Raw genomic sequence first — 23217 nt, 5'->3', positions numbered from 1 at the left:
CATGGGCATCGTCGGAGTGGGGATCGACTTGGTCTCCATTCCCGATTTCGCCGAGCAGGTCGACCAGCCGGGGACGGTGTTCTCGGCAACCTTCACCCCGGGTGAGCGGCGCGACGCATCCGACAAGAGTTCGTCGGCGGCCCGTCACCTGGCGGCCCGCTGGGCCGCGAAGGAGGCGGTGATCAAGGCGTGGTCCGGGTCGCGCTTCGCGCAGCGTCCGGTGTTGCCGGAGGACATCCACCGCGATATCGAGGTGGTCACCGACATGTGGGGTCGACCGCGGGTCCGGCTGACCGGAGCCATCGCGGAGTATCTGGCCGACGTGACGATCCACGTGTCGCTGACCCACGAAGGGGATACCGCAGCCGCGGTGGCCATACTCGAGGCGCCCTGAGCCCCTGTGTGCCCTGCCGCCGCGCGAAGCGTCACGCCAGCGTGGCGGTGCGTGTCGAGCGTCACGCCAGCGTGGCGGTGGGGAGGCTTCGGACGACGATTAGCCTTGAGCCGTGACTGATCTGGTTGAGCGGGTGCGCGACGTGTTGCCGTCGGTACGGCGCGATCTTGAGGACCTGGTGCGAATCGAATCGGTGTGGGCAGACCCCCATCGGCGGGATGATGTGCACCGAAGTGCGCAGGCGGTGGCGGAGCTGTTGTCGCAGGCTGGTTTTGACGATGTGCGAATCGTCAGCGAAGGGGGCGCGCCGGCGGTCGTTGCGCGGCATCCGGCGCCGCCAGGGGCGCCGACCGTGCTGTTGTATGCCCATCACGACGTACAGCCCGAGGGTGACCAAGGTCAGTGGGTGTCGCCGCCATTCGAGCCGACCGAACGCGACGGGCGCCTGTATGGGCGGGGCACCGCCGATGATAAGGCGGGCATCGCAACGCATTTGGCCGCGTTCCGAGCACATGGCGGCAAGCCGCCGGTGGGCGTCACGGTCTTCGTCGAGGGCGAAGAGGAATCCGGCTCGCCGTCATTGGCCCGGTTGCTGGCAGCCCACCGTGACGCGCTGGCCGCCGACGTGATCGTGATCGCTGACTCGGACAATTGGAGCACCGACATCCCGGCGCTGACGGTATCGCTACGCGGCATGGCCGATTGCGTGGTGGAAGTTGCCACACTCGATCATGGGCTGCATTCGGGCTTATGGGGCGGTGTGGTTCCCGACGCGCTGAGTGCGCTGGTGCGGCTACTCGCCAGCCTGCACGACGACGACGGCAACGTGACCGTAGCCGGCTTGCATGAAAGCACCCCAGCCGCAGCCGATTTCCCTGCGTACCCGCCCGATCGGGTACGCACCGAGTCCGGCTTGCTCGACGGGGTCTCGGAAATCGGCTCGGGCTCGGTGCCGCAGCGGTTGTGGGCCAAGCCAGCGATCACGGTGATCGGCATCGACACTACATCCATTGCGGCAGCGTCGAACACGCTGATTCCACGGGCCCGGGCCAAGATCAGTATCCGGGTTGCTCCCGGCGGCGACGCCGCGGCGCACCTGGACGCGCTGGAAGCCCATCTGCAACAGCACGCCCCGTGGGGCGCACGGGTCAGCGTCACACGCGGCGAGATCGCCCAGCCCTACGCTATCGACGCGACCGGCCCGGCCTATGACGCCGCGCGATCGGCGTTCCGGCAGGCCTGGGGTGCGGATCCGATCGATATGGGAATGGGTGGATCGATCCCGTTCATCGCCGAGTTTGCCGCCGCATTCCCGCAGGCAACGATCCTCGTCACCGGGGTGGAAGATCCGGGAACACAAGCGCACAGCGTCAACGAAAGCCTGCATTTGGGCGTGCTGGAACGCGCGGCGGCCACCGAGGCGCTGCTGCTGGCCAACCTGGCGGCTACACCGGCAGGTCGCGCCGAAGTTTAGCGACGTGGCCGGTGGCCTTCACGTTGTACTGCGCGACGGCGATCTTGCCATTTTCGTCGACGACAAAGGTGGACCGGATCACCCCCTGGACCGTCTTGCCGTACATCTGCTTCTCCCCGTAGGCGCCCCAGGCGGCTAGCACCGTGCGGTCGGGATCGGACAGCAGTGGGAAGGTCAGGCCCTCGGCGTCGCGGAACTTGGCGAGCTTCGCCGGTGAGTCGGGGGAGATACCGACGACGTCGAGGCCGGCATCGGTGAAATCGCCCAAGTTGTCGCGAAAATCACAGGCCTGCTTGGTGCATCCCGGTGTCGAGGCCGCCGGATAGAAGTACACGACGACGCGGCGTCCTCGATAGTCGGCCAGCGACACCTTGGTGCCGTCGGCATCGAGCAGGGTGAAAGCAGGCGCAGTGTCGCCGGGCGCCAACCGCGAGGTCTTGGTCACTGCTCTAGGGTAGTGCGGGCAGGTGCTTGAGCCGGATAGTGGGCGACTTGGAGGACAGACACGTGGCGGACCGCGATCCCGACACCATCAAGCAGGAGATCGACCTCGCCCGCGACCAGCTGGCCGCGACCGTCGATTCCCTTGCTGAGCGCGCCAATCCCCGCCGTCTCGCGGATGACCTCAAGGCGCGGGCGATCGGGTTCGTCACGCGGCCCGCGGTGACGGTGTCACTGGTTGGGGTTGGCATCCTCGTCGTGGTCGTGGTGGTGCGCCGGGTCAGGAATCGCTGACGCGATATCCGTGTGGCAATGGTGCGCCGTCAGGGTTTCGAACCCCGGACCCGCTGATTAAGAGTCAGCTGCTCTACCAACTGAGCTAACGGCGCCTAGATTCACTTAGCCAGGGCACATTAACAGGCATTGCCCTCCAGCGTGAAATCTCACACCGGACATGGTGGAAGCATCGCACCCCGGTAGCCTGTCTGGCCCTAGACTTTAGCCGAGTGTAGCGCTTCAGCCCGGTCACGACGCAGTGAGGGCCCCAAAACGAGGGAGGTGAGGGGAAGGATGCCACAGGTGGGCCGAAAGGTGGCGACAGTGACCCGTCCGGGCCGGTCCAGCGCTCGCAGAGCCTGGTTGACCGCGCTGATGATGACCGCCGTGGTGGTCGGTGCCGTCGCATGCAGCAGCGGGAACGGACCTGCGCCGCTGCAGGTCATCGTGGATAAGGGCACGCCGTTCGCCGATCTGCTGGTCCCCAAGCTCACCGCCTCGGTGACCGACGGCGCCGTCGGCGTCACCGTGGATGCACCGGTGTCGGTCACCGCGGCCGACGGCGTGCTGGCGGCGGTCACCATGGTCAACGACAACGGCAGGCCGGTGACTGGTCAGCTCAGCCCCGACGGACTGCACTGGTCGACGACCGAACAGCTCGGCTACAACCGGCGCTACACACTGAACGCGACGGCGCTCGGACTTGCGGGCGCGGCGACCCGCCAGATGACCTTCCAAACCAGTTCCCCCGCGCACCTGACGATGCCCTACGTCATGCCGGGTGATGGTGAGGTGGTGGGTATCGGTGAGCCGGTGGCGATCCGGTTCGACGAGAACATCGCAGACCGCGTGGCCGCCGAGAAGGCCATCAAAATCACCACCAACCCGCCCGTCGAGGGCGCGTTGTACTGGCTGAACAACCGCGAAGTGCGTTGGCGCCCCGAGCATTTCTGGAAGCCGGGTACCGCTGTTGACGTTGCGGTCAACACCTACGGTGTCGATATGGGTGAGGGAATGTTCGGCGAGGACAACGTGAGCACGCACTTCACCATCGGCGATGAGGTCATCGCGACCGCCGACGACAACACCAAGATGCTGACCGTGCGGGTCAACGGCGAAGTCGTCAAAACCATGCCGACGTCAATGGGCAAGGACAGCACCCCCACGGCCAACGGCATCTACATCGTCGGTGCGCGGTTCAAGCACATCATCATGGACTCGTCGACCTACGGCGTACCCGTCAACTCGCCCAACGGATATCGCACCGACGTCAATTGGGCCACCCAGATTTCCTACAGCGGTGTCTATGTGCATTCCGCGCCGTGGTCGGTGGGCGCTCAGGGCCGCACCAACACTAGCCACGGTTGCCTGAACGTGAGCCCAAGCAACGCGGAGTGGTTCTACGACCACGTCAAACGTGGTGACATCGTCGAGATCGTCAACACCGTGGGAGGCACGCTGCCCGGGACCGAGGGGCTGGGCGACTGGAACATCCCGTGGGATCAATGGCGCGCCGGCAACGCCAAGGCGTGAGCGCCGCTACAGCGCATTCGGGCCCACGTTCCGCTTTGGGGTGAGTGACGGGACTCGAACCCGCGACCCCCAGGATCACAACCTGGTGCTCTACCAACTGAACTACACTCACCATGGCCGCCAGCGGCCCCGCAGGGGCAACGAGCGGCGACGTCGATATTAACCGCTTGGCGGCTCGTCGGCCGAATCGGTTTCTCCCGGTGCGTCGGCTCCGCCCTGGAGTTCGGTGACCACCGCCGCGATTTCGCTGGTAGAGGGCCCTGGTAGGGGCACGAATGCGGTGCGCCGGTAGAACTGCAGTTCGCGGATGGATTCGTGAATGTCGGCCAGCGCCCGGTGCGCCAGCCCCTTGGGCGGCTGGCCGAAATAGATGCGCGGGTACCAGCGTCGGCAGAGTTCCTTGATCGAGCTGACGTCGATCATCCGGTAGTGCAGAAACGAGTTCAGGGTGGGCATGTCCCGGGCGATGAACGCACGATCGGTGGCGATCGAGTTGCCGGCCAGCGGCGCCGTCTTGGGTTGCTTGACGTGCTCGTTGATGTAGTCAAGGACCATGGTTTCGGCAGTCGCCATGTCGACGGTGGACGCCCTCACCTCCGCGATCAGTCCCGAGCGCGAGTGCATCTCGGTGACGACGTCGATCATGCCCGACAGCGCGGCGTCGTCGGCGTGGATCACCACGTCGACACCGTCGCCCAGAATGTTCAGATCGGCATCGGTGACCAGGGCGGCGATCTCGATCAACTTGTCCGAACCCACATTGAGCCCGGTCATCTCGCAGTCGATCCACACCAATTCGTCGCGCACAGCGCTCAGCGTAGGCGCACGCCAGCCATCGCAGCGGCCTCCCCCCGGGCAAGTAGTGTGATGGGGCTATGAGCACCGAATCGGCGTCCGGTGGGCTTGGCGGGCCGGCCCAGCGAATCTCGGCCGGTTATGCCGTCGAAGGCCGGGCGCTGGAATTGGGCACCGTCGTCGTTGACGGCGTGGCCGACCCGACCGCACAGATTCGCATTCCGCTGGCCACCGTCAACCGGCACGGCCTGGTGGCCGGTTCCACCGGAACCGGCAAGACCAAAACGCTGCAGCTGATCGCCGAGCAGCTCAGCGCGGCGGGTGTGGCCGTGCTGATGGCCGATGTGAAGGGTGATCTGTCCGGCCTGGCCCGGGCGGGAGAGGCGAACGACAAGACCGCCGCGCGCGCCAAGGACACCGGGGACGACTGGGCGCCGACGGCGTTCCCGGTGGAGTTCTTGTCACTGGGCACCAAGGGAATTGGGGTTCCGGTGCGTGCGACGATTTCCAGCTTCGGCCCCATCTTGCTGGCAAAGATCTTGGGGCTCAACGCTACTCAGGAATCGACGCTCGGGCTGATCTTCCATTGGGCCGACCAGCGGGGATTGCCATTACTGGACCTGAAGGACTTGCGTGCGGTCATCGGTTACCTGCTCGGCGACGAGGGCAAGACCGAGCTGAAATCCCTTGGGGCAGTGTCTCCCACGACGGCCGGCGTCATCTTGAGGGCATTGGTCAATCTGGAGGCCGAGGGCGCCGACACCTTCTTTGGCGAGCCGGAAATCAGACCGGAGGACCTGCTGCGCGTCGACAGCCAAGGCCGCGGCATCGTCTCGTTGCTCGAGTTCGGCCGTCAGTCGTTGCGCCCGGTGATGTTCTCCGCCTTCCTGATGTGGATGTTGGCCGATCTATTCACGTTCCTGCCCGAGGTGGGGGATCTGGACAAGCCCAAGCTGGTCTTCTTCTTCGACGAGGCGCACCTGCTGTTCACCGACGCCTCCAAGGCCTTCCTGGAGCAGGTCGAGCAAACCGTCAAACTGATTCGCTCCAAGGGCGTCGGGGTGTTCTTCTGCACCCAGTTGCCAACCGATCTACCCAAGGACGTGCTCTCCCAACTGGGAGCCCGGATACAGCACGCGCTGCGGGCATTCACCCCCGACGATCACAAGGCGCTCGCCAAGACCGTCCGGACCTACCCGAAAACCGATGTCTACGACCTTCAGTCCGCGCTGACGTCCCTGGGCATTGGCGAGGCTATCGTCACCGTGCTCTCGGAGCGGGGCGCGCCGACGCCGGTGGCGTGGACCCGGATGCGAGCACCCCGATCGCTGATGGGCGCCATCGGCACCGACGCGATTGACGCTGCGGCCAGGGCCAGCTCACTGCAAGCCGCATACGGCCAGACCATTGATCGACAGTCGGCTTACGAGCTGGTGAACGAAAAGTACGGGACGGGGCCCCAAGCCCCGCAGCAGGAGGTTCCAGCCCAGCGGGGGCCCTACGATCCGCTGCCTTGGCCGAGCGACATCGAAGTGCCGCCGATGCCGGTGCCGGCCGGGCCGCAAGGCCCGTCCATGTGGGAAGAGGTACTGAAGAATCCGACGGTGAAGAGCGTGCTGAACACCACCGCGCGCGAGATCACCCGCAGCATCTTCGGTACTGGGCGGCGCCGGCGCAGGTAGCGGCTAGCCGCCCAGCTTCTTGTAGAAGCTTCCCACGATCGGCGCCACGATCGCGCGTGGAGCGTATTGGCTGGCGACCGACATGGCTTTTGACGTAAGGCCCGGGACAACGCGCATCTTGTTGCGCTCCAAGGCATCCAGAGATACCCGGGCGGTGTGCTCGGTCGAGATCCAGAGGAAGTCGGGCACCAACTTCTCAACGAGCGACGCTTCGCCAGCATCGGGGAGCTCGGTGCGTACCGGGCCCGGCGCGAGTAGGGTGACGTGCACCCCGGTACCGCGTAATTCGCCGCGCAGAGATTCGCTGAAGGTGTTCGCGAAGGCCTTGGTGGCGGCGTAGGTGGCGTTGTAGGGAATTGGTGAATTGCCTGCTGCCGAACCGGAAATCAATATGCCGCCGGCTTTGCGCTCGATCATTCCAGGTAGCACCGCCAACGTAAGGTCATGCACTCCAAGGGCATTCAGCTGCACCTGCGCCTTTTCGCCCGCCGGGTCGAGTGCCGAGACCGGACCGAATGTCGCAGTGCCGGCGTTGGCGCACAGGATCGAGATGGGGCGGGCGGTAAGTTCGTCGCATAGCTTGGCTCGTTCCCCGGGGTCGGAAAGATCGGCCGGTCGTACTTCGACGGCGACGCGGTACTTGTCGACCAACCGGGCGGCGAGGTCGGTGAGCACGTCTTCGCGCCGCGCGGTGACGATCAGGCTGTGCCCCCGTGCGGCAAGTTCGGTGGCCAACGCTGCGCCGATGTTCTGCGAGGCTCCGGTGACAACGGAACGTGCGTCGGGACTGGGGGCGGGTATCGGCATGCGCCAATCGTAAACACGCAGCAAGTCCCGTTAGAGTGCCGGGCATGAGTCACTCGGAGTCGGGTTCAGCGAGCCGCCGAGTAGAACGTCGGGACACACCTGCGCGATCCCCAGTATTGGCCTGGGCACTGTGGGACTGCGGTTCCACCGGGCTGAACGCCATCGTGGGGACCTTCGTGTTCACCGTCTACTTGACCGACAGGGTGGGGCAGAGCCCGGCCGGAGGTACGTCCCCGGAGAGTTGGTTGGGTCGGACGCTGGCCATCGCCGGATTGGCGATCGCCGTGCTTGCCCCGGTACTGGGCGTCTGGGTGGAGTCGCCGCGCCGCCGACGGGTAGTACTGGGCGGGTTGACCAGCCTGGTGGTGACGCTGACCGCATCGATGAGCCTGATTCGTGACGACCCGCGCTACTTGTTGCCCGGCTTGGCGTTGCTGGCGGCGACCGTGGCGTCCAGCGACCTGGCCAGCGTCCCGTACAACGCGATGCTGCGCCAATTCTGCACACCGCAGACCGCGGGCCGGATCTCGGGCTTCGGATGGGCGGCCGGCTACGTCGGGAGCGTACTGCTGCTGGTGGTGGTTTATCTGGGCTTCATGTCCGGAACCGGCCCGGCGCGCGGTCTGCTGCGCCTGCCCACCCAGGATGGCTGGAACGTGCGGGCGACGATGCTGATGACTGCGGCGTGGCTGGCGCTGTTCGCGCTGCCACTGCTGTTGTTCGCCCACCGGCTACCCGAGTCAGGTCCGCAAACAGGTCCGGTGTCCCCCCCGCCGATGAGCATGCTCGGTGGTTATCGCAAACTTTGGCTGGATATCACCGCGGAATGGCGCCGCGACCGAAACCTGGTGTACTTCCTGGTGGCGAGCGCGGTCTTCCGCGACGGGCTGGCGGCGATGTTTGTTTTCGGCGCCGTACTCGGTGTCAACGTATATGGCCTTTCGCAAGCCGACGTCCTGGTCTTTGGTGTGGCCGCCTGCGTGGTGGCCGCGCTAGGAGCGGTAGTGGGTGGCCTCATCGACCACCGGATCGGATCCAAACGGGTCATCGTCGGATCACTGACGGCGATCATCGCCATGGCATTGACTTTGCTTGCCCTGTCCGGGCCGCTGGCGTTCTGGGTGTGCGCGCTGTTGCTGTGCCTGTTCATCGGACCGTCCCAGTCCTCGTCTCGCGCGCTGCTGCTGCAGATGGCCCAACACGGCAAGGAAGGAGTCGCCTTCGGGCTGTACACGATGACCGGCCGGGCGGTGTCCTTCCTAGCGCCCTGGATGTTTTCCGTCTTCGTGGACGTGTTCCATGCTGTCCGGGCCGGCTTGGGCGGGGTGTGCCTGGTGTTGATTCTTGGACTGCTGCTGATGCTGCGAGTGCGCGTTGGGCGGCACGGCGGCGCTGTCGCGGCCGAGCCGATCTAGCCTCCGGCGTCGCAGATCGTCAGGCCCACCCCGGTGCGCTGGCGTACCTGAACCCCGGCCACCGTGACCGAGCAGGTGACGTCATGACCGATGTTGACGATCGTGACGCTGGCCGGATGCAAGGCCGACCTGGACAGGCTGACCTCTTTGCGCCATGGCAGCGCCACGTTGAACTCGGTCTGTATCACGTCGCCGGTATCCATGTAGGTGACGCTGATCGCACGGCCTTCCCCCGTGACGTTGTAGACAACGGTCTGCATCGCGCCGGCGGTTGTCTCGGTGGGCGTACCGCTGGTAGTTGTCGGTACCGGTGTGGTGCTGGGTGAGGGTGTGATCCGTGTTGTCGTTGTCGGAAGTGTCGGGCTAGGCCCGGGCATCGGGGGCAACGGCTCGATCGCGGTTTGGTTCTTGACCGAGCCGTTGGCGATGACCAGTGCGATGACCAACGCGACGACGAGCAGCACGGCCGCGCCTGCGGCGAACCATAACCAGCGCGGCGTTCGTGGGCCTTGCGGTGGTGGGGGAGTCAGCTCGTCGGTGGGAAATCCGCCCGGCGGGGGCGGGTCTTGCTGCCAGTATTGCGGCGGCTGTTGGGTCGGGTTGGGCTCGTTGGGGCCCGGCCATGGCGGGGGCCCCGGTGGGGACCACGGTGGGGAAACGTAGCCGCCGTAGGCGGAGCCGTATGGCGCCTGGTCGGCGTAGGCCGGGTCGGTAGTCGACGGATTTCGGGGAACGTGCGGCCCGGCCGGTCCATACCCGGGAGGAGGGGGACCAAATCGCTGGGGGCGACGTGGATCGTTCATGTCCACCTCATGGGATGCAGGGTACCCGCGGCGGTCTCGGGTGCGCTGACGCACCCGACGACACCGCCGCGTGGGAAGGTGTCCGGTCGATGGGTCTTCAACATGTATTGACGCTACCGACACCGATCTCCGGCTGATAGCGCGGCGACCGTCATGGCCCGCAGCACGGCGCGTGCCCGCAGCGTCCGCGCCGGCTTGCTATCGGTCGCCTTCACGCTGTGTGGCGTGGAGTTCAACAGGCCGAATACGGCGTGGGCCATCAGCCGGGCGTCGGCTTCGACCAGGACGGGGTTCAGCTCACGCAGGACGCCGACCCAGACCTCCACGTATTGTCGCTGGGCCTTTCGCACCTGCCGCTCGGCGACGGCCGGCAGATGCGCAAGGTCACGGTCCTGGATGCGGATGAGGTCCGGTTCGCCCAGGGCAAAGTCGAGGTGAAATTCGATGAGGCCGTCCAGCGCGGTAGCCGAGTCAGGGCTGCGGTTCGTCACATCGCGTGCACCGGCGAGCAGCCGGGCACTGATGCCGACCAGCAATTCCACCAGTAGCGACTCCTTGTTGGGGAAGTGGCGGTAGATGGCCGGACCGCTGATGCCGGCGGCTGCGCCGATATCTTCGAGCCGCACCGCGAGGAATCCTCGTTCGGCGAACAATCGTTCGGCGGCTGACAGGAGTTGCAATCGCCGGTCGGACTTCAACTGACTGCGACGATTTGGGGCCTCAGGCCGGGGGGGCTGGCCGTCCGGGGCGGACGCTGTCACGACGGCCTCCGTACACAACTTGTGCTGGACACTTCGGTTAATCGTCACTAACGTAGCACGAGTTATTTGTCAATAACTCGAGTCGGTGACGCGGTAGGCACCAGGCGGAGGAACCGTGGCAGCCGCGGAATTCGCAGGCCCCAATCCGCTTTCCTATGATCGCGGTCCGAGCACGCCAGCGTTGCTCGAGTCGACGATCGGCGCCAACTTCGCAGCCACCGCCGCCAGATACCCACATCGGGACGCGCTCGTCGACGTCGGGGCCGCGCGGCGGTGGAGTTATGCCGAACTGCTGGCCGACGTGCGCCGGCTGGCGACGGGGCTGGTGCGGGCGGGGATCGGCGCGGGCGATCGGGTCGGCATCTGGGCGCCGAACCGGTGGGAGTGGGTGCTTGTCCAGTACGCGACAGCTGAGATCGGTGCGGTCTTGGTGACGATAAACCCCGCCTACCGGGTTCGCGAATTGGATTATGCGCTTAGGCAATCCGGCGTCGCGATGGTAATCGCGGCAACGGGTTTCAAGGATGCGGACTATCGTGGCATGCTGGCCGAGGTGGGGCCGCGATGTCCCGATCTGGCCGACGTGGTTTTTATGGAAAGCGATGGCTGGGACGCGCTGGCGGGTGCCGAGCCCGATCCGACTGCACTGCAGCGGACCGCGGCGACGCTGCATAGCGGTGATCCGGTCAACATCCAATACACTTCCGGTACAACGGGATACCCGAAGGGTGTAACGCTGAGCCATCGCAATATCCTCAACAACGGCTTCTTGGTTGGTGAGCTGCTCGGGTACACCGCGCAAGATCGGATCTGTATCCCGGTGCCGTTCTACCACTGCTTCGGCATGGTGATGGGTAATCTTGCGGCCACTACTCACGGCGCGGCAATGGTGATCCCGGCGCCTGGCTTCAATCCGGCCGACACGCTGCGGGCGGTGCAGACCGAGCGGTGTACCAGCCTGTACGGCGTGCCGACGATGTTCATTGCCGAGCTCGGCCTGCCGGAGTTCGCCGATTACGAGCTGGGCAGCCTGCGCACCGGGATCATGGCGGGCGCGCCGTGCCCGGTCGAGGTGATGCGCAAGGTGATCTCGCACATGCACATGCCCGGGGTCTCGATCTGCTACGGCATGACGGAAACTTCGCCGGTCTCCACCCAGACACGCACCGACGACTCGCTGGCGCGCCGCGTCGGCACGGTCGGCCGGGTGGGTCCGCATCTAGAGATCATGGTGGTGGATCCGGTCACGGGCGAGACGGTGCCCCGCGGCGTGGTAGGCGAGTTCTGCACGCGAGGCTACTCGGTGATGGCCGGGTACTGGAATGACCCGGAGAAGACCGCCGAGGTGATCGACGCGGATGGCTGGATGCACACCGGGGATCTGGCGGCGATGGACGAATGCGGCTACGTCCGGATCGCCGGCCGGATCAAAGACCTCGTCATCCGGGGTGGCGAGAACATCTCCCCGCGTGAGATCGAGGAACTCCTGTTCACCCATCCCGATATTGTCGATGGTCACGTCATCGGGGTGCCCGACGCCAAGTATGGCGAGGAGCTCATGGCGGTGGTCAAGCTAAGAGCCGGGGCGCCGGAGCTGACTGTTGAGCGGTTGCGCGAGTTCTGCCTGGGGCGCATCGCGCGGTTCAAGATCCCGCGGTACCTGTGGATCGTCGACGAGTTCCCGATGACTGTCACCGGCAAGGTTCGTAAAGTGGAGATGCGACAACGGGCCGTCGAATACCTCAGCGGCCGACAGTGACATCCCTGGACGCACCGTGCGGACAGTGGTATTCTCGCTCCAGTTAATGAAGATTAACTGAAAGTTGTGGTAATGGACAAGCTGGTGGCCACCGCTGCAGAGGCGGTAGCAGACATAACCAACGGGTCGTCTCTGGCGGTTGGGGGATTCGGTCTATGTGGCATCCCCGAGGCACTGATCGCAGCGTTGGTGGACAGCGGTGTGACCGACCTGGAGACGGTTTCGAACAATTGCGGCATCGACGGAGTCGGTCTAGGACTATTGTTGGAACACAAGCGAATTCGCCGGACTATCTCCTCCTACGTGGGCGAGAACAGGGAGTTCGCCCGGCAGTTCCTATCGGGTGAACTCGAGGTGGAACTGACCCCGCAGGGCACGCTGGCCGAGAGGTTGCGGGCCGGCGGGATGGGTATAGCGGCCTTCTATACGCCGGCCGGCGTTGGTACCCAGGTCGCCGACGGCGGCCTGCCGTGGCGCTATGACGCCTCGGGTGGGGTGGCGGTGGTATCGCCCGCCAAGGAGACTCGCGAGTTCGACGGCGTCACCTACGTTCTCGAGCGCGGGATCCGAACCGACTTCGCGTTGGTGCATGCCTGGAAGGGCGACCGGCACGGGAACTTGGTGTACCGCTACGCCGCGGCCAACTTCAACCCGGAGTGCGCATCGGCCGGCAGGATCACGATCGCCGAGGTCGAGCACCTCGTCGAACCCGGTGAGATCGACCCAGCCACCGTGCACACCCCGGGCGTGTTTGTGCAACGGGTCCTACATGTGCCCGATCTGACCAAGAAGATCGAGAAGGAGACGGTCCGATGAGCGTGCCCAGGGAGATGTGCTTCGAGGCGCCAGCGATGAGGGGGAGCGGCGCAGTATGAGCTGGAGCCGGGACGACATGGCCGCGCGGGTGGCCGCGGACTTCGAGGACGGCCAGTACGTCAACCTTGGCATCGGAATGCCCACCTTGATCCCCAACCACATTCCCGACGGGGTCCACGTCGTCCTGCATTCGGAGAACGGCATCCTCGGTGTCGGCCCATACCCGCGGCCTGCGGATGTTGACGCTGATCTGATCAACGCGGGCAAGGAGACGGTCACCACGCTGGCGGGTGCGGCGTTCTTCAGCTCGTCGGCATCCTTCGGCATTATCCGCGGTGGTCATCTCGACGTCGCAGTGCTTGGGGCCATGCAAGTTTCGGTCACCGGCGACCTCGCAAACTGGATGATCCCCGGCAAGATGGTAAAAGGCATGGGCGGGGCGATGGACCTGGTGCACGGCGCTCGCAAGGTGATCGTGATGATGGAGCACGCCGCCAAGGACGGTAGCCCGAAAATCCTGCAACGGTGCACGTTGCCGTTGACCGGGGTCGGCTGCGTGGACCGCATCGTCACCGAACTCGCGGTCATCGATGTTTGTGACGATGGCCTGCACTTGGTCGAGACCGCCCCTGACGTGCCGGTCGACGAGGTTGTCGCGAAAACCCAACCGCCCCTAATGCTTTCAGATCTGGCGACACGGTGACGGCCGTCGCACCCGCACCTTCCTTTGCCGACGAGCACCGTCGGCTGGTGGCGGAGCTGAACGACAAGCTTGCCGCCGCCGCCCTGGGCGGTAACCAACGCGCGCGGGAACGCCACGTCAGCCGCGGCAAGCTTTTGCCTCGCGAACGGGTGGATCGGCTGCTCGACCCGGGCAGCCCGCTACTCGAGCTGGCTCCGCTGGCCGCCGGCGGCATGTATGGCGACGAATCCCCGGGTGCGGGGATCATCACCGGAATCGGTCGGGTGTCCGGGCGGGAATGCGTGATCGTCGCCAATGACGCGACGGTCAAAGGCGGTACCTACTACCCGATGACGGTCAAGAAGCACCTGCGCGCTCAGGAGGTCGCGCTGCAGAATCTGCTGCCGTGCCTCTACCTGGTGGATTCGGGCGGCGCCTTCCTGCCCCGCCAAGACGAGGTGTTTCCGGACCGCGAGCATTTCGGGCGGATCTTCTACAACCAGGCGACGATGAGCGCCAAGGGCATCCCGCAGGTGGCTGCGGTGCTCGGCTCCTGCACGGCGGGCGGAGCCTACGTGCCGGCGATGAGTGACGAGGCCGTCATCGTCCGCGAGCAGGGCACGATCTTCCTCGGCGGTCCACCACTGGTCAAGGCGGCGACCGGCGAGATCGTCTCGGCCGAGGAACTCGGCGGCGGCGACCTGCATTCGCGAACGTCCGGTGTCACCGACCATCTCGCCGACGACGACGAGCACGCGCTGCGGATCGTGCGCGCGATCGCGGGCACCTTCGGCCCGCGCGAACCCGCGCAATGGGAAGTGGGCCGTGCGGTCGAGCCCAAGCACGCACAGACCGAGCTCTACGACATCGTGCCCCCGGACCCGCGGGTCCCCTACGACGTGCACGAGGTCATTGCGCGGCTGGTCGACGGCAGCGAATTCAATGAGTTCAAAGCCAAATACGGCAAAACCCTGTTGACCGCGTTTGCCCGCATTCACGGCCACCCCGTCGGGATTATCGCCAACAACGGCGTGTTGTTCAGCGAATCCGCGCTCAAGGGAGCGCATTTCATCGAGCTGTGCGACAAGCGCAAGATCCCGCTGCTGTTTCTGCAGAACATCGCCGGCTTCATGGTCGGCCGCGACTACGAGGCCGGCGGCATCGCCAAGCACGGTGCCAAGATGGTCACCGCAGTGGCCTGCGCCCGGGTGCCGAAGTTGACCGTCGTGATCGGGGGGTCCTATGGCGCGGGCAACTACTCGATGTGTGGACGCGCCTACTCGCCGCGCTTTCTGTGGATGTGGCCGAATGCGCGGATCTCGGTGATGGGCGGTGAACAGGCCGCGTCGGTGCTCGCGACCGTGCGCGGTGAGCAACTCACCGCAGCGGGTAGCCCGTGGTCACCTGACGAAGAGGAGGAGTTCAAGGCGCCCATCCGAGAGCAGTACGAGCACCAGGGCAACCCATACTACTCGACCGCCCGGTTGTGGGATGATGGCATCATCGACCCGGCTGACACTAGAACGGTTGTTGGGCTTGCCCTTTCGGTATGCGCCTACGCTCCGTTAGATCAGGTCGGCTACGGCGTCTTTCGGATGTGAGGCAATGTTCGACACCGTGCTAGTGGCCAACCGTGGCGAGATCGCGGTTCGGGTGATCGCGACGCTGCGCCGGCTGAATATCCGGTCGGTCGCCGTCTACAGCGACCCCGACGCCGATGCCCGCCACGTCCTCGAGGCGGACGCGGCGGTGCGGCTTGGCCCCGCCCCGGCGCGCGAAAGCTACCTGGATATCGGCAAGGTGCTCGATGCAGCGGCGCGCACCGGAGCCCAGGCGATCCATCCGGGTTACGGGTTTCTTTCCGAGAACGCCGATTTCGCCGCGGCGTGTGAGGGGGCCGGGGTGGTGTTCCTGGGCCCTCCGGCGCGCGCGATCGAGGTGATGGGCGACAAGATCACCGCCAAGGGCGCGGTCGCCGCCTTCGACGTGCCGGTGGTGCCCGGTGTGGCACGTGCCGGGCTGACGGACGACGATCTCGTCACCGCCGCCGATGAGGTTGGCTATCCGGTGCTGATCAAACCGTCCGCGGGCGGTGGTGGCAAAGGCATGCGGTTGGTGGAAGATCCCGCACGGCTGCGTGAAGCGCTGGTGAGTGCTCGGCGCGAAGCGGCGTCCTCGTTCGGCGACGACACGCTGTTCCTGGAGCGGTTTGTGTTGCGGCCCAGGCACATCGAGGTGCAGGTGCTCGCAGACACGCATGGCAACGTGGTGCATCTGGGTGAACGTGAGTGCAGCCTGCAGCGACGCCACCAGAAGGTCATCGAGGAGGCTCCGTCGCCGCTGCTCGACCCGCAGACCCGGGCGCGCATCGGGACCGCGGCCTGCAACACCGCTCGCAGCGTCGATTACGTCGGCGCCGGCACGGTGGAGTTCATCGTCTCGGCGGAACGCCCCGACGAATTCTTCTTCATGGAGATGAACACCCGGCTGCAGGTGGAACATCCGGTCACCGAGGCGATCACCGGGCTGGACCTGGTCGAGTGGCAGCTACGGGTGGGCGCGGGCGAAAAGCTGGCCTTCGCCCAGGACGACGTCGAGCTACGCGGGCACGCGATCGAGGCCCGGGTGTACGCGGAGGATCCGGCACGGGGATTTCTGCCCACCGGTGGGCGGGTGCTGCAGGTGTTCGAACCCTCCGGCGCCGGTGTGCGGGTGGACTCGTCGCTGTTGGGCGGCACGGTGGTCGGCAGTGATTACGACCCGATGCTGAGCAAGGTGATCGCGTACGGTGCCGACCGGGAGCAGGCGCTGGATCGGCTCGATGAGGCGCTGGCCCGGACGGCGGTGCTGGGGGTGCAGACCAACGTCGAGTTCCTGCGCTTTCTGCTCGCCGACGAGCGGGTCCGCGCCGGGGATTTGGACACCGCTTTGCTGGACGAGCGCCTGGCCGATTTCACTCCGTTGCCGGCGCCCGACGACGTGCTCGCCGCGGGTGGTCTCTACCGCCAGTGGGCCCTGGCCCGCCTGGCAAAGAGCGACCCGTGGGCCACGCCGACCGGATGGCGGGTCGGCGGCCGTATGGCACCGGTTCGCACCGCGATGCGCACCCCGCTGCGCAGTGAGACCGTGTCGGTGTGGGGGCTACCCGAGGCCGCCAGGGTTCAGGTTGGCGATGGCGAGATCGAATCTGCGAGTGCGCAAGTTACGCGGGAGCAGATCAGCGCGACGATAGGCGGGCTGCGCCGGGAGTATCGTTGGGCGGAGGCCGACCGGCATTTGTGGATCGCCGATGAGCGCGGAACCTGGCACCTGCGTGAGGCCGAGGAGCGCAAGATTCACCGCGCTGTGGGCGAGCGGCAGGACGAGGTGGTCAGCCCCATGCCCGGCAACGTGATCGCCGTGCAGGTCGCGTCCGGCGCTGCGGTGTCGCAGGGTGATGCCGTGGTGGTCGTCGAAGCGATGAAGATGGAACACTCACTCACCGCGCCGGTTTCGGGACAAGTAGAAGTGCTGGTGTCCGTTGGTGATCAGGTGAAGGTCGAACAGGTATTGGCGAGGATCAAGGATTAGATCATGACGACAGCGATCACCGCAGGGACGTTACCCAAGGAATACGAGGATCTTCGCGCCACAGTGGCCGATTTCGCCCGCACCGTGGTCGCGCCGGTGTCGGCCAAACACGACGAGGAACACAGCTTCCCGTACGAGGTCGTCGCGAAGATGGGCGAAATGGGACTGTTCGGCCTGCCGTTTCCCGAGGAGTACGGGGGCATGGGCGGCGACTACTTTGCGCTGGCGCTCACACTTGAGGAGCTCGGCAAGGTCGACCAGTCGGTTGCGATCACGCTGGAGGCCTCGGTGGGCCTCGGTGCGATGCCGATCTACCGGTTCGGCACCGAGGAGCAGAAACAGAAGTGGTTGCCGGACTTGACCGCGGGCCGCGCGCTTGCCGGTTTTGGTCTCACCGAGCCGGGTGCCGGATCGGACGCCGGCAGCACCCGCACCACGGCGCGCCTCGAAGGTGACGAGTGGATCATCAACGGCTCCAAGCAATTCATCACCAACTCGGGCACCGACATCACTTCGCTGGTCACTGTCACTGCGGTCACCGGGAGCGCTACCGACGGTAGGAAGGAGATCTCGACGATCGTCGTGCCTAGCGGCACACCGGGGTTCACCGTGGAGCCGGTCTACAACAAGATCGGCTGGAACGCCTCAGACACCCACCCGCTGACGTTTGCCGACGCACGCGTACCCCGGGAGAACCTGCTGGGCGCCCGCGGGAGCGGCTACGCGAACTTCATGTCCATTCTGGACGAGGGCCGGATCGCGATTGCCGCGCTGGCCACCGGGGCGGCCCAAGGCTGTGTGGACGAGAGCGTCAAGTACGCCAACGAGCGTCAGTCGTTCGGCCAGCCGATCGGTTCCTATCAAGCAATCAGCTTCAAGATCGCACGGATGGAGGCGCGCGCCCACGTCGCTCGCACGGCGTACTACGATGCGGCCGCAAAGATGTTGGCGGGCAAGCCCTTCAAGAAGGAGGCGGCTATCGCGAAGATGGTCTCCTCGGAGGCGGCGATGGATAACGCCCGCGATGCCACCCAGATCCACGGCGGATACGGCTTCATGAACGAGTATCCGGTGGCGCGGCACTACCGCGACAGCAAGGTCCTCGAGATTGGTGAGGGCACCACGGAGGTGCAGCTGATGCTCATCGCGCGATCCCTGGGGCTCTCATGACCGCCGCGGAGCCGTCCGGCAAGTCCGTTCTCCAGCGGGGCTTGTGGTTCGAGGAGTTCGAGACCGGCACCACATACCTGCACCGGCCCGGCCGCACGGTGACCGAGGCCGACAACGTCTTGTTCACCACGCTGACGATGAACACCCAGTCACTGCACCTCGACGCGGCGTGGGCCGGGCAGCAGCCGGGCTTTCGGGGCGAGCGGCTGGTGAACTCGATGTTCACCCTCTCGACGCTGGTCGGTCTGTCGGTTGCGCAATTGACGCTGGGCACCATCGTGGCCAACCTCGGCTTCTCCGAAGTGTCGTTTCCCAACCCGGTCTTCCACGGCGACACGCTGTATGCGGAGACTGTCTGTACCGGCAAACGCGAGTCGAAAAGCCGGCCCGGCGAAGGCATCGTCACCCTCAAGCACACGGGCCGCAACCAGCACGGTGACGTGGTCGCGCGGGCGGTGCGCACCACGCTGGTCCACAAGCAGCCAAGTCAGGAGGCGAAATGAACCTGCGTGCCGCCGGTCCCGGGTGGCTGTTCTGCCCTGCCGATCGCCCGGAGCGCTTCGCGAAGGCCGCGGCCGCGGCCGACGTGGTGATACTCGACCTCGAGGACGGCGTCGCCGAGGCGGAGAAACCCGCCGCGCGCAGGGCGTTGCGGGACACCCCGCTGGACCCCGAACGCACCGTGGTGCGAATCAACGCGTGCGGCACCGAGGACCAGGCCCGTGACCTAAAGGCCCTGGTGGACACCGCCTATACAACGGTGATGCTGTCCAAAGCCGAATCGGCCGCCCAGGTCGCCGAGCTGGCGCCACGCGATGTCATCGCGCTGGTGGAGACCGCGCGCGGTGCCGTCCGTGCCGCCGAGATTGCCGCCGCCGATCCCATCGTGGGATTGATGTGGGGTGCCGAAGACCTGATCGCCACCCTGGGCGGCAGCTCGAGCCGGCGGGCCGACGGTGCTTATCGTGACGTGACCCGTCATGTCCGGTCCACCATCCTGCTCGCCGCGTCCGCGTTCGGCCGCCTCGCGCTCGATGCGGTACATCTGGATATCCTTGATGTCGAGGGCTTGCAGGAAGAGGCCAGAGACGCCGCGGCGGTGGGCTTCGACGTGACCGTGTGCATCCACCCGAGTCAGATCCCGGTGGTGCGTAAAGCCTATCGGCCCAGCGACGAGAAGCTGGCCTGGGCGCGACGTGTTTTGGCCGCGTCCCGAAACGAGCGTGGGGCGTTCGCGTTCGAAGGCCAGATGGTCGACTCGCCAGTGCTCAGGCACGCCGAAGCGATGTTGCGGCGGGCCGGGGAAGCCACCCCTGGGTGATGGTTGCGGATCGTCGCGACGCGGCTGCTATCCTTCTCGATCGGCCTGGGGTCTTCGCAATTGGGGGCATAATGGAAGAACGCCAGTGTTGCGGCGAGCGGAAGCTATCGCGGGGCTGGCGATCGACTTCGGCTCGCAGCTGGTGTAACCGTCGTGGCTCCGAGCTGAGGAGGCGGAATGGGCGGTAGGTCCCAGGTGCCGATGACTGTCGAACTTGAGCCGGTGCAACTCGTCGGCCCGGACGGCACGCCGACGGCCCAATGCCAGTACGGTCGTGACCTCCCCGAGGAGACGCTGTGCTGGCTCTACGAGATGATGGTCATCGCCCGCGAGCTGGATACCGAATTCGTCAATCTGCAGCGCCAGGGGCAGCTGGCGTTGTACACGCCTTGTCGGGGGCAGGAAGCGGCGCAGGTCGGCGCGGCGGCCTGCCTACGCAAGACCGACTGGTTGTTCCCCCAATACCGAGAATTGGGCGTCTATCTGGTGCGCGGCATCCCCCCCGGCCATGTGGGGGCCGCCTGGCGCGGAACCTGGCACGGCGGTCTGGAATTCACCAAGAAGTGCTGCGCACCGATGTCGGTTCCCATCGGCACCCAGACCCTGCACGCTGTGGGTGCGGCGATGGCCGCGCAACGCCTCGGCGAGAACTCCGTGACGGTGACCTTCCTCGGCGACGGTGCCACCAGCGAGGGCGACGTGCACGAGGCGCTCAATTTCGCGGCGGTGTTCACCACGCCGTGCGTGTTTTACGTGCAGAACAACCAGTGGGCGATCTCGACGCCGGTATCCAAGCAGACCGCCGCACCCTCTATCGCGCACAAGGCGGTTGGCTACGGGATGCCGGGCATCCGGGTGGACGGCAACGACGTGCTGGCATGCTACGCGGTGATGGCCGAAGCTGCCGCCCGGGCCCGGGCCGGCGACGGTCCAACGCTAATCGAGGCCGTCACCTACCGCCTTGGTCCGCACACCACTGCCGATGATCCGACCCGGTACCGCAGCGCCGAGGATGTGGACCGCTGGCTCGCGCTGGACCCGATTCCCCGCTACCGCACCTACTTACAAGGCCAGGGCCTGTGGTCGGAGCGCCTGGACGAACGGGTGACGGCCCGGTCGAAACGAATGCGGGCCGAGCTGCGCGACGCGGTCTTCGATGCGCCTGACTTCGACGTCGATGACGTGTTCACCATGGTGTACGCCGAAATCACACCCGGGTTGCAGGCGCAGCGCGAACAGCTGCGCGCCGAACTGGCCCGGACCGACCAAGGAGGCGGGCATGACTCAAATCGCTGACCGGCCGACCCGCACCGACGAAACACTCGCGGCGGCGGTGGCCAATATCAGGCAACCGTTAACCATGGTGCAGGCGCTCAACCGCGCGATGCATGACGCGATGGCGGCCGACGAGCGGGTACTGGTGTTCGGCGAGGATGTCGCGGTCGAGGGTGGGGTGTTTCGGGTGACCGAGGGACTGGCCGAAACATTCGGCGCAGACCGGTGTTTCGACACGCCACTGGCGGAGTCCGCGATCATCGGGATCGCCGTCGGACTGGCGCTGCGCGGCTTTGTGCCGGTGCCAGAGATTCAGTTCGACGGCTTCTCATACCCGGCTTTCGACCAAGTGGTCAGCCACCTGGCCAAGTACCGGACTCGCACCCGCGGCGAGGTGAACATGCCGGTGACCGTCCGGATCCCGTCGTTCGGCGGTATCGGTGCGGCCGAACATCATTCGGACTCCACCGAGTCATACTGGGCGCATACCGCGGGCCTCAAGGTGGTGGTGCCGTCGACACCCGGGGACGCTTACTGGCTACTGCGCCACGCTATCGCCTGCCCGGACCCAGTGATGTACCTGGAGCCCAAGCGCCGCTACCACGGCCGCGGGCTGGTCGACACGAGTCAGCCGGAACCGCAGATCGGCCAGGCAATAGTGCGCCGGCCCGGCACCGACGTGACCGTCGTGACGTACGGAAGCCTGGTAAGCACCGCCTTGTCGGCCGCGGACGATGCTGAGCAACAGCACGATTGGAGCCTGGAAGTCATCGATCTGCGATCGTTGGTCCCGCTGGACATCGACACCATCGCCGCGTCGATCCACCGCACCGGGCGTTGTGTCGTGATGCATGAGGGGCCACGAAGCCTCGGCTACGGTGCCGATTTGGCCGCGCGTATCCAGGAGGAGATGTTCTACGAACTGGAGGCTCCGGTGTTGCGTGCCTGCGGATTTGACACGCCCTACCCGCCTGCGCGGTTGGAGCGATGGTGGCTACCCGGGCCCGATCGGCTGTTGGACTGCGTCGAGCGGGCGCTGCGTCAGCCATGAGCGGTGACGACGGCATCCGGTCCTTCCGGGTCCCCGACCTCGGAGAGGGACTCGAGGAGGTGACGGTGACGTGCTGGCGCGTCGCCGTCGGCGATGAGGTGGAGATCAACCAGACGCTGTGCTCGGTGGAGACGGCCAAGGCCGAGGTCGAAATCCCAAGCCCCTACGCCGGACGGATCGTCGAAAGGGGCGGCGCCGAGGGCGATGTGCTCCAGGTGGGCGCGGTGTTGGTTCGGATCGACACTGGACCCTCGCTGGTCGCGCCACCCAACGGTGAGGGGGCGGTACCCACGCTGGTCGGCTACGGTGCCGACGCGGGCGCCGAAACCAGCAGACGGCCAAGCCGGCCGCTGGCCGCACCTGTAGTGCGCAAGCTGGCCAAGGAGCTGGCGGTCGACCTGGCCGCGCTGCGGCCCGGGTCGGGCTCGGGTGGGGTAATCACCCGGGCGGACGTGCTGGCCGCCGCTCCCGGCGCCCCCCAAGCCGGGCCAGACGTGCGACCGGTCCACGGTGTGCACGCGCGGATGGCCGAGAAAATGACGTTGTCCCACAAAGAAATCCCGGCTGCAAAGGCCAGCGTTGAGGTAGTGTGTGCCGAATTGCTGCGGCTGTGCGATAGGTTCCGTTCGGCGGTGCCCGAGATCTCGCCGTTCGTTCTGACCTTGCGGCTGCTTGTTATTGCGTTGAAACACAATGCGATTCTCAACTCAACGTGGGTCGACTCGGCCGAAGGTCCGCAGGTACACGTCCATCACGAGGTGCATCTGGGCTTCGGTGTGGCCACCGAGCGTGGGTTGCTGGTTCCGGTGGTCACTGACGCCCAGGGCAAGAACACCCGCGAACTTGCCGGCCGCGCAGCTGAATTGATCGCCGGTGCCCGTGAAGGCACCCTGACCCCCGCGGAGCTGCGCGGTTCGACGTTCACGGTGTCGAACTTCGGTGCTCTGGGCGTAGACGACGGTGTGCCGGTGATCAATCACCCCGAAGCGGCAATCCTGGGGATGGGCGCGATCAAACCGCGCCCGGTGGCCGTCGCCGACTCCGTTGTTGTCCGGCCAACGATGACGCTGACCTGCGTGTTCGACCACCGAGTTGTCGACGGTGCCCAGGTCGCCCAGTTCATGTGCGAGCTGCGGGATCTGATCGAGTCGCCCGAGACCGCGTTGTTGGACCTCTAGGTTGAGGGCGTCGC

General features: G+C 65.9%; 22 protein-coding genes and 2 tRNA genes. 17 read left to right on the top strand and 7 right to left on the bottom strand.

The window, feature by feature from the left end; all coding sequences use genetic code 11:
* Nucleotide 1: 1 nt before the first annotated feature.
* Together AADZ55_RS16085 and AADZ55_RS16080 are read left to right on the top strand one after the other, a co-directional pair.
* Nucleotides 2-394 (top strand): holo-ACP synthase, encoded by a 393-nt coding sequence (locus tag AADZ55_RS16085; protein ID WP_085324538.1) that lies wholly within the window; start codon nt 2-4, stop codon nt 392-394.
* Between the two features lie 112 nt (nt 395-506).
* On the top strand, nt 507-1868 hold the full coding sequence (locus AADZ55_RS16080; protein ID WP_085324427.1) for a dipeptidase: 1362 nt from the start codon (nt 507-509) through the stop codon (nt 1866-1868).
* Here AADZ55_RS16080 and bcp read toward each other — a convergent pair.
* A complete protein-coding gene (gene bcp, locus AADZ55_RS16075) occupies nt 1840-2313 on the bottom strand; it encodes a thioredoxin-dependent thiol peroxidase (RefSeq protein ID WP_085324428.1) in 474 nt (157 codons plus the stop codon). The genes AADZ55_RS16080 and bcp overlap by 29 nt on opposite strands.
* Before the next feature lie 62 nt (nt 2314-2375).
* Here bcp and AADZ55_RS16070 point away from each other — a divergent pair, with 62 nt between their 5' ends.
* On the top strand, nt 2376-2603 hold the full coding sequence (locus AADZ55_RS16070; RefSeq protein WP_085324539.1) for a DUF3618 domain-containing protein: 228 nt from the start codon (nt 2376-2378) through the stop codon (nt 2601-2603).
* A gap of 19 nt (nt 2604-2622) precedes the next feature.
* Here the strand turns inward: AADZ55_RS16070 and AADZ55_RS16065 are convergent.
* Nucleotides 2623-2698: transfer RNA gene (locus AADZ55_RS16065), tRNA-Lys, on the bottom strand.
* A gap of 262 nt (nt 2699-2960) precedes the next feature.
* Here AADZ55_RS16065 and AADZ55_RS16060 point away from each other — a divergent pair.
* Nucleotides 2961-4118 (top strand): L,D-transpeptidase, encoded by a 1158-nt coding sequence (locus AADZ55_RS16060; protein ID WP_423202403.1) that lies wholly within the window; start codon nt 2961-2963, stop codon nt 4116-4118.
* A gap of 36 nt (nt 4119-4154) precedes the next feature.
* Here the strand turns inward: AADZ55_RS16060 and AADZ55_RS16055 are convergent.
* Nucleotides 4155-4230, bottom strand: a tRNA-His gene (locus AADZ55_RS16055).
* 47 nt (nt 4231-4277) lie between these two features.
* Complete coding sequence (gene orn / locus AADZ55_RS16050; RefSeq protein WP_085324430.1) at nt 4278-4925, bottom strand: oligoribonuclease; 648 nt, start codon at nt 4923-4925, stop codon at nt 4278-4280.
* A 68-nt stretch (nt 4926-4993) separates the two neighbouring features.
* Here orn and AADZ55_RS16045 point away from each other — a divergent pair, with 68 nt between their 5' ends.
* Nucleotides 4994-6595: a helicase HerA-like domain-containing protein gene (locus AADZ55_RS16045; RefSeq protein ID WP_085324431.1), complete on the top strand. Its 1602-nt coding sequence runs from the start codon at nt 4994-4996 to the stop codon at nt 6593-6595.
* A gap of 3 nt (nt 6596-6598) precedes the next feature.
* Here the strand turns inward: AADZ55_RS16045 and cmrA are convergent, their stop codons facing one another.
* Complete coding sequence (gene cmrA / locus AADZ55_RS16040; RefSeq protein ID WP_085324432.1) at nt 6599-7402, bottom strand: mycolate reductase; 804 nt, start codon at nt 7400-7402, stop codon at nt 6599-6601.
* A 44-nt stretch (nt 7403-7446) separates the two neighbouring features.
* Between cmrA and AADZ55_RS16035 the strand changes: the two genes are divergently transcribed.
* Nucleotides 7447-8817 carry an MFS transporter gene (locus AADZ55_RS16035; RefSeq protein WP_085324433.1) on the top strand — a complete coding sequence of 457 codons (1371 nt, stop codon included), beginning with the start codon at nt 7447-7449 and terminating at the stop codon, nt 8815-8817.
* Here AADZ55_RS16035 and AADZ55_RS16030 read toward each other — a convergent pair.
* Both AADZ55_RS16030 and AADZ55_RS16025 read right to left on the bottom strand, forming a co-directional pair.
* Nucleotides 8814-9620 (bottom strand): MmpS family transport accessory protein, encoded by an 807-nt coding sequence (locus tag AADZ55_RS16030; RefSeq protein ID WP_085324434.1) that lies wholly within the window; start codon nt 9618-9620, stop codon nt 8814-8816. The two genes, AADZ55_RS16035 and AADZ55_RS16030, sit on opposite strands and share 4 nt — an antisense overlap.
* A gap of 113 nt (nt 9621-9733) precedes the next feature.
* Complete coding sequence (locus AADZ55_RS16025) at nt 9734-10381, bottom strand: TetR/AcrR family transcriptional regulator (protein WP_085324540.1); 648 nt, start codon at nt 10379-10381, stop codon at nt 9734-9736.
* 115 nt (nt 10382-10496) lie between these two features.
* Here AADZ55_RS16025 and AADZ55_RS16020 point away from each other — a divergent pair, with 115 nt between their 5' ends.
* The 11 genes from AADZ55_RS16020 to AADZ55_RS15970 all read left to right on the top strand — a co-directional run bounded on the left by AADZ55_RS16020 (nt 10497) and on the right by AADZ55_RS15970 (nt 23203).
* The gene (locus AADZ55_RS16020; protein WP_085324435.1) at nt 10497-12140 is read left to right on the top strand and encodes an AMP-binding protein; all 1644 of its coding nucleotides are present in this window, start codon (nt 10497-10499) and stop codon (nt 12138-12140) included.
* Between the two features lie 72 nt (nt 12141-12212).
* On the top strand, nt 12213-12956 hold the full coding sequence (locus AADZ55_RS16015; protein ID WP_085324436.1) for a CoA transferase subunit A: 744 nt from the start codon (nt 12213-12215) through the stop codon (nt 12954-12956).
* A gap of 55 nt (nt 12957-13011) precedes the next feature.
* A complete protein-coding gene (locus AADZ55_RS16010; RefSeq protein WP_085324437.1) occupies nt 13012-13659 on the top strand; it encodes a 3-oxoacid CoA-transferase subunit B in 648 nt (215 codons plus the stop codon).
* Complete coding sequence (locus tag AADZ55_RS16005) at nt 13656-15239, top strand: carboxyl transferase domain-containing protein (protein ID WP_085324438.1); 1584 nt, start codon at nt 13656-13658, stop codon at nt 15237-15239. The genes AADZ55_RS16010 and AADZ55_RS16005 overlap by 4 nt, the downstream gene beginning before the upstream one ends.
* 4 nt (nt 15240-15243) lie before the next feature.
* Nucleotides 15244-17208 (top strand): acetyl/propionyl/methylcrotonyl-CoA carboxylase subunit alpha, encoded by a 1965-nt coding sequence (locus AADZ55_RS16000; RefSeq protein ID WP_085324439.1) that lies wholly within the window; start codon nt 15244-15246, stop codon nt 17206-17208.
* 3 nt (nt 17209-17211) lie between these two features.
* Nucleotides 17212-18378, top strand: coding sequence for an acyl-CoA dehydrogenase family protein (locus tag AADZ55_RS15995; RefSeq protein WP_085324440.1), 1167 nt, complete (start codon nt 17212-17214; stop codon nt 18376-18378).
* The gene (locus AADZ55_RS15990; protein ID WP_085324441.1) at nt 18375-18881 is read left to right on the top strand and encodes a MaoC family dehydratase; all 507 of its coding nucleotides are present in this window, start codon (nt 18375-18377) and stop codon (nt 18879-18881) included. Before AADZ55_RS15995 ends, AADZ55_RS15990 begins: the two co-directional genes overlap by 4 nt.
* Nucleotides 18878-19699, top strand: a complete 822-nt coding sequence (locus AADZ55_RS15985; protein WP_085324442.1) for an HpcH/HpaI aldolase/citrate lyase family protein — start codon at nt 18878-18880, stop codon at nt 19697-19699. The genes AADZ55_RS15990 and AADZ55_RS15985 overlap by 4 nt, the downstream gene beginning before the upstream one ends.
* Before the next feature lie 177 nt (nt 19700-19876).
* Nucleotides 19877-20995: a pyruvate dehydrogenase (acetyl-transferring) E1 component subunit alpha gene (pdhA, locus tag AADZ55_RS15980; protein WP_085324443.1), complete on the top strand. Its 1119-nt coding sequence runs from the start codon at nt 19877-19879 to the stop codon at nt 20993-20995.
* Nucleotides 20979-22025: a 3-methyl-2-oxobutanoate dehydrogenase subunit beta gene (bkdB, locus tag AADZ55_RS15975; RefSeq protein WP_085324444.1), complete on the top strand. Its 1047-nt coding sequence runs from the start codon at nt 20979-20981 to the stop codon at nt 22023-22025. The genes pdhA and bkdB overlap by 17 nt, the downstream gene beginning before the upstream one ends.
* Complete coding sequence (locus AADZ55_RS15970; RefSeq protein WP_085324445.1) at nt 22022-23203, top strand: dihydrolipoamide acetyltransferase family protein; 1182 nt, start codon at nt 22022-22024, stop codon at nt 23201-23203. The genes bkdB and AADZ55_RS15970 overlap by 4 nt, the downstream gene beginning before the upstream one ends.
* Nucleotides 23204-23217: the final 14 nt, after the last annotated feature.

The sequence above is a fragment of the Mycobacterium decipiens genome (genome assembly GCF_963853665.1).
GTDB classification, from domain to species: domain Bacteria; phylum Actinomycetota; class Actinomycetes; order Mycobacteriales; family Mycobacteriaceae; genus Mycobacterium; species Mycobacterium decipiens.
Note: the sequence above shows the minus strand (reverse complement) of the source record. Positions and strands in the feature narration are given on the sequence as shown.

Coding starts and splice junctions, on each gene's coding strand:
- AADZ55_RS16085 (WP_085324538.1), top strand. CDS start 2: ATGGGCATCGTCGGAGTGGGGATCGACTTGGTCTCCATTCCCGATTTC.
- AADZ55_RS16060 (WP_423202403.1), top strand. CDS start 2,961: ATGATGACCGCCGTGGTGGTCGGTGCCGTCGCATGCAGCAGCGGGAAC.
- AADZ55_RS16045 (WP_085324431.1), top strand. CDS start 4,994: ATGAGCACCGAATCGGCGTCCGGTGGGCTTGGCGGGCCGGCCCAGCGA.
- cmrA (WP_085324432.1), bottom strand. CDS start 7,402: ATGCCGATACCCGCCCCCAGTCCCGACGCACGTTCCGTTGTCACCGGA.
- AADZ55_RS16035 (WP_085324433.1), top strand. CDS start 7,447: ATGAGTCACTCGGAGTCGGGTTCAGCGAGCCGCCGAGTAGAACGTCGG.
- AADZ55_RS16030 (WP_085324434.1), bottom strand. CDS start 9,620: ATGAACGATCCACGTCGCCCCCAGCGATTTGGTCCCCCTCCTCCCGGG.
- AADZ55_RS16015 (WP_085324436.1), top strand. CDS start 12,213: ATGGACAAGCTGGTGGCCACCGCTGCAGAGGCGGTAGCAGACATAACC.
- AADZ55_RS16010 (WP_085324437.1), top strand. CDS start 13,012: ATGAGCTGGAGCCGGGACGACATGGCCGCGCGGGTGGCCGCGGACTTC.
- AADZ55_RS16000 (WP_085324439.1), top strand. CDS start 15,244: ATGTTCGACACCGTGCTAGTGGCCAACCGTGGCGAGATCGCGGTTCGG.
- AADZ55_RS15995 (WP_085324440.1), top strand. CDS start 17,212: ATGACGACAGCGATCACCGCAGGGACGTTACCCAAGGAATACGAGGAT.
- AADZ55_RS15990 (WP_085324441.1), top strand. CDS start 18,375: ATGACCGCCGCGGAGCCGTCCGGCAAGTCCGTTCTCCAGCGGGGCTTG.
- AADZ55_RS15985 (WP_085324442.1), top strand. CDS start 18,878: ATGAACCTGCGTGCCGCCGGTCCCGGGTGGCTGTTCTGCCCTGCCGAT.
- pdhA (WP_085324443.1), top strand. CDS start 19,877: ATGGGCGGTAGGTCCCAGGTGCCGATGACTGTCGAACTTGAGCCGGTG.
- bkdB (WP_085324444.1), top strand. CDS start 20,979: ATGACTCAAATCGCTGACCGGCCGACCCGCACCGACGAAACACTCGCG.
- AADZ55_RS15970 (WP_085324445.1), top strand. CDS start 22,022: ATGAGCGGTGACGACGGCATCCGGTCCTTCCGGGTCCCCGACCTCGGA.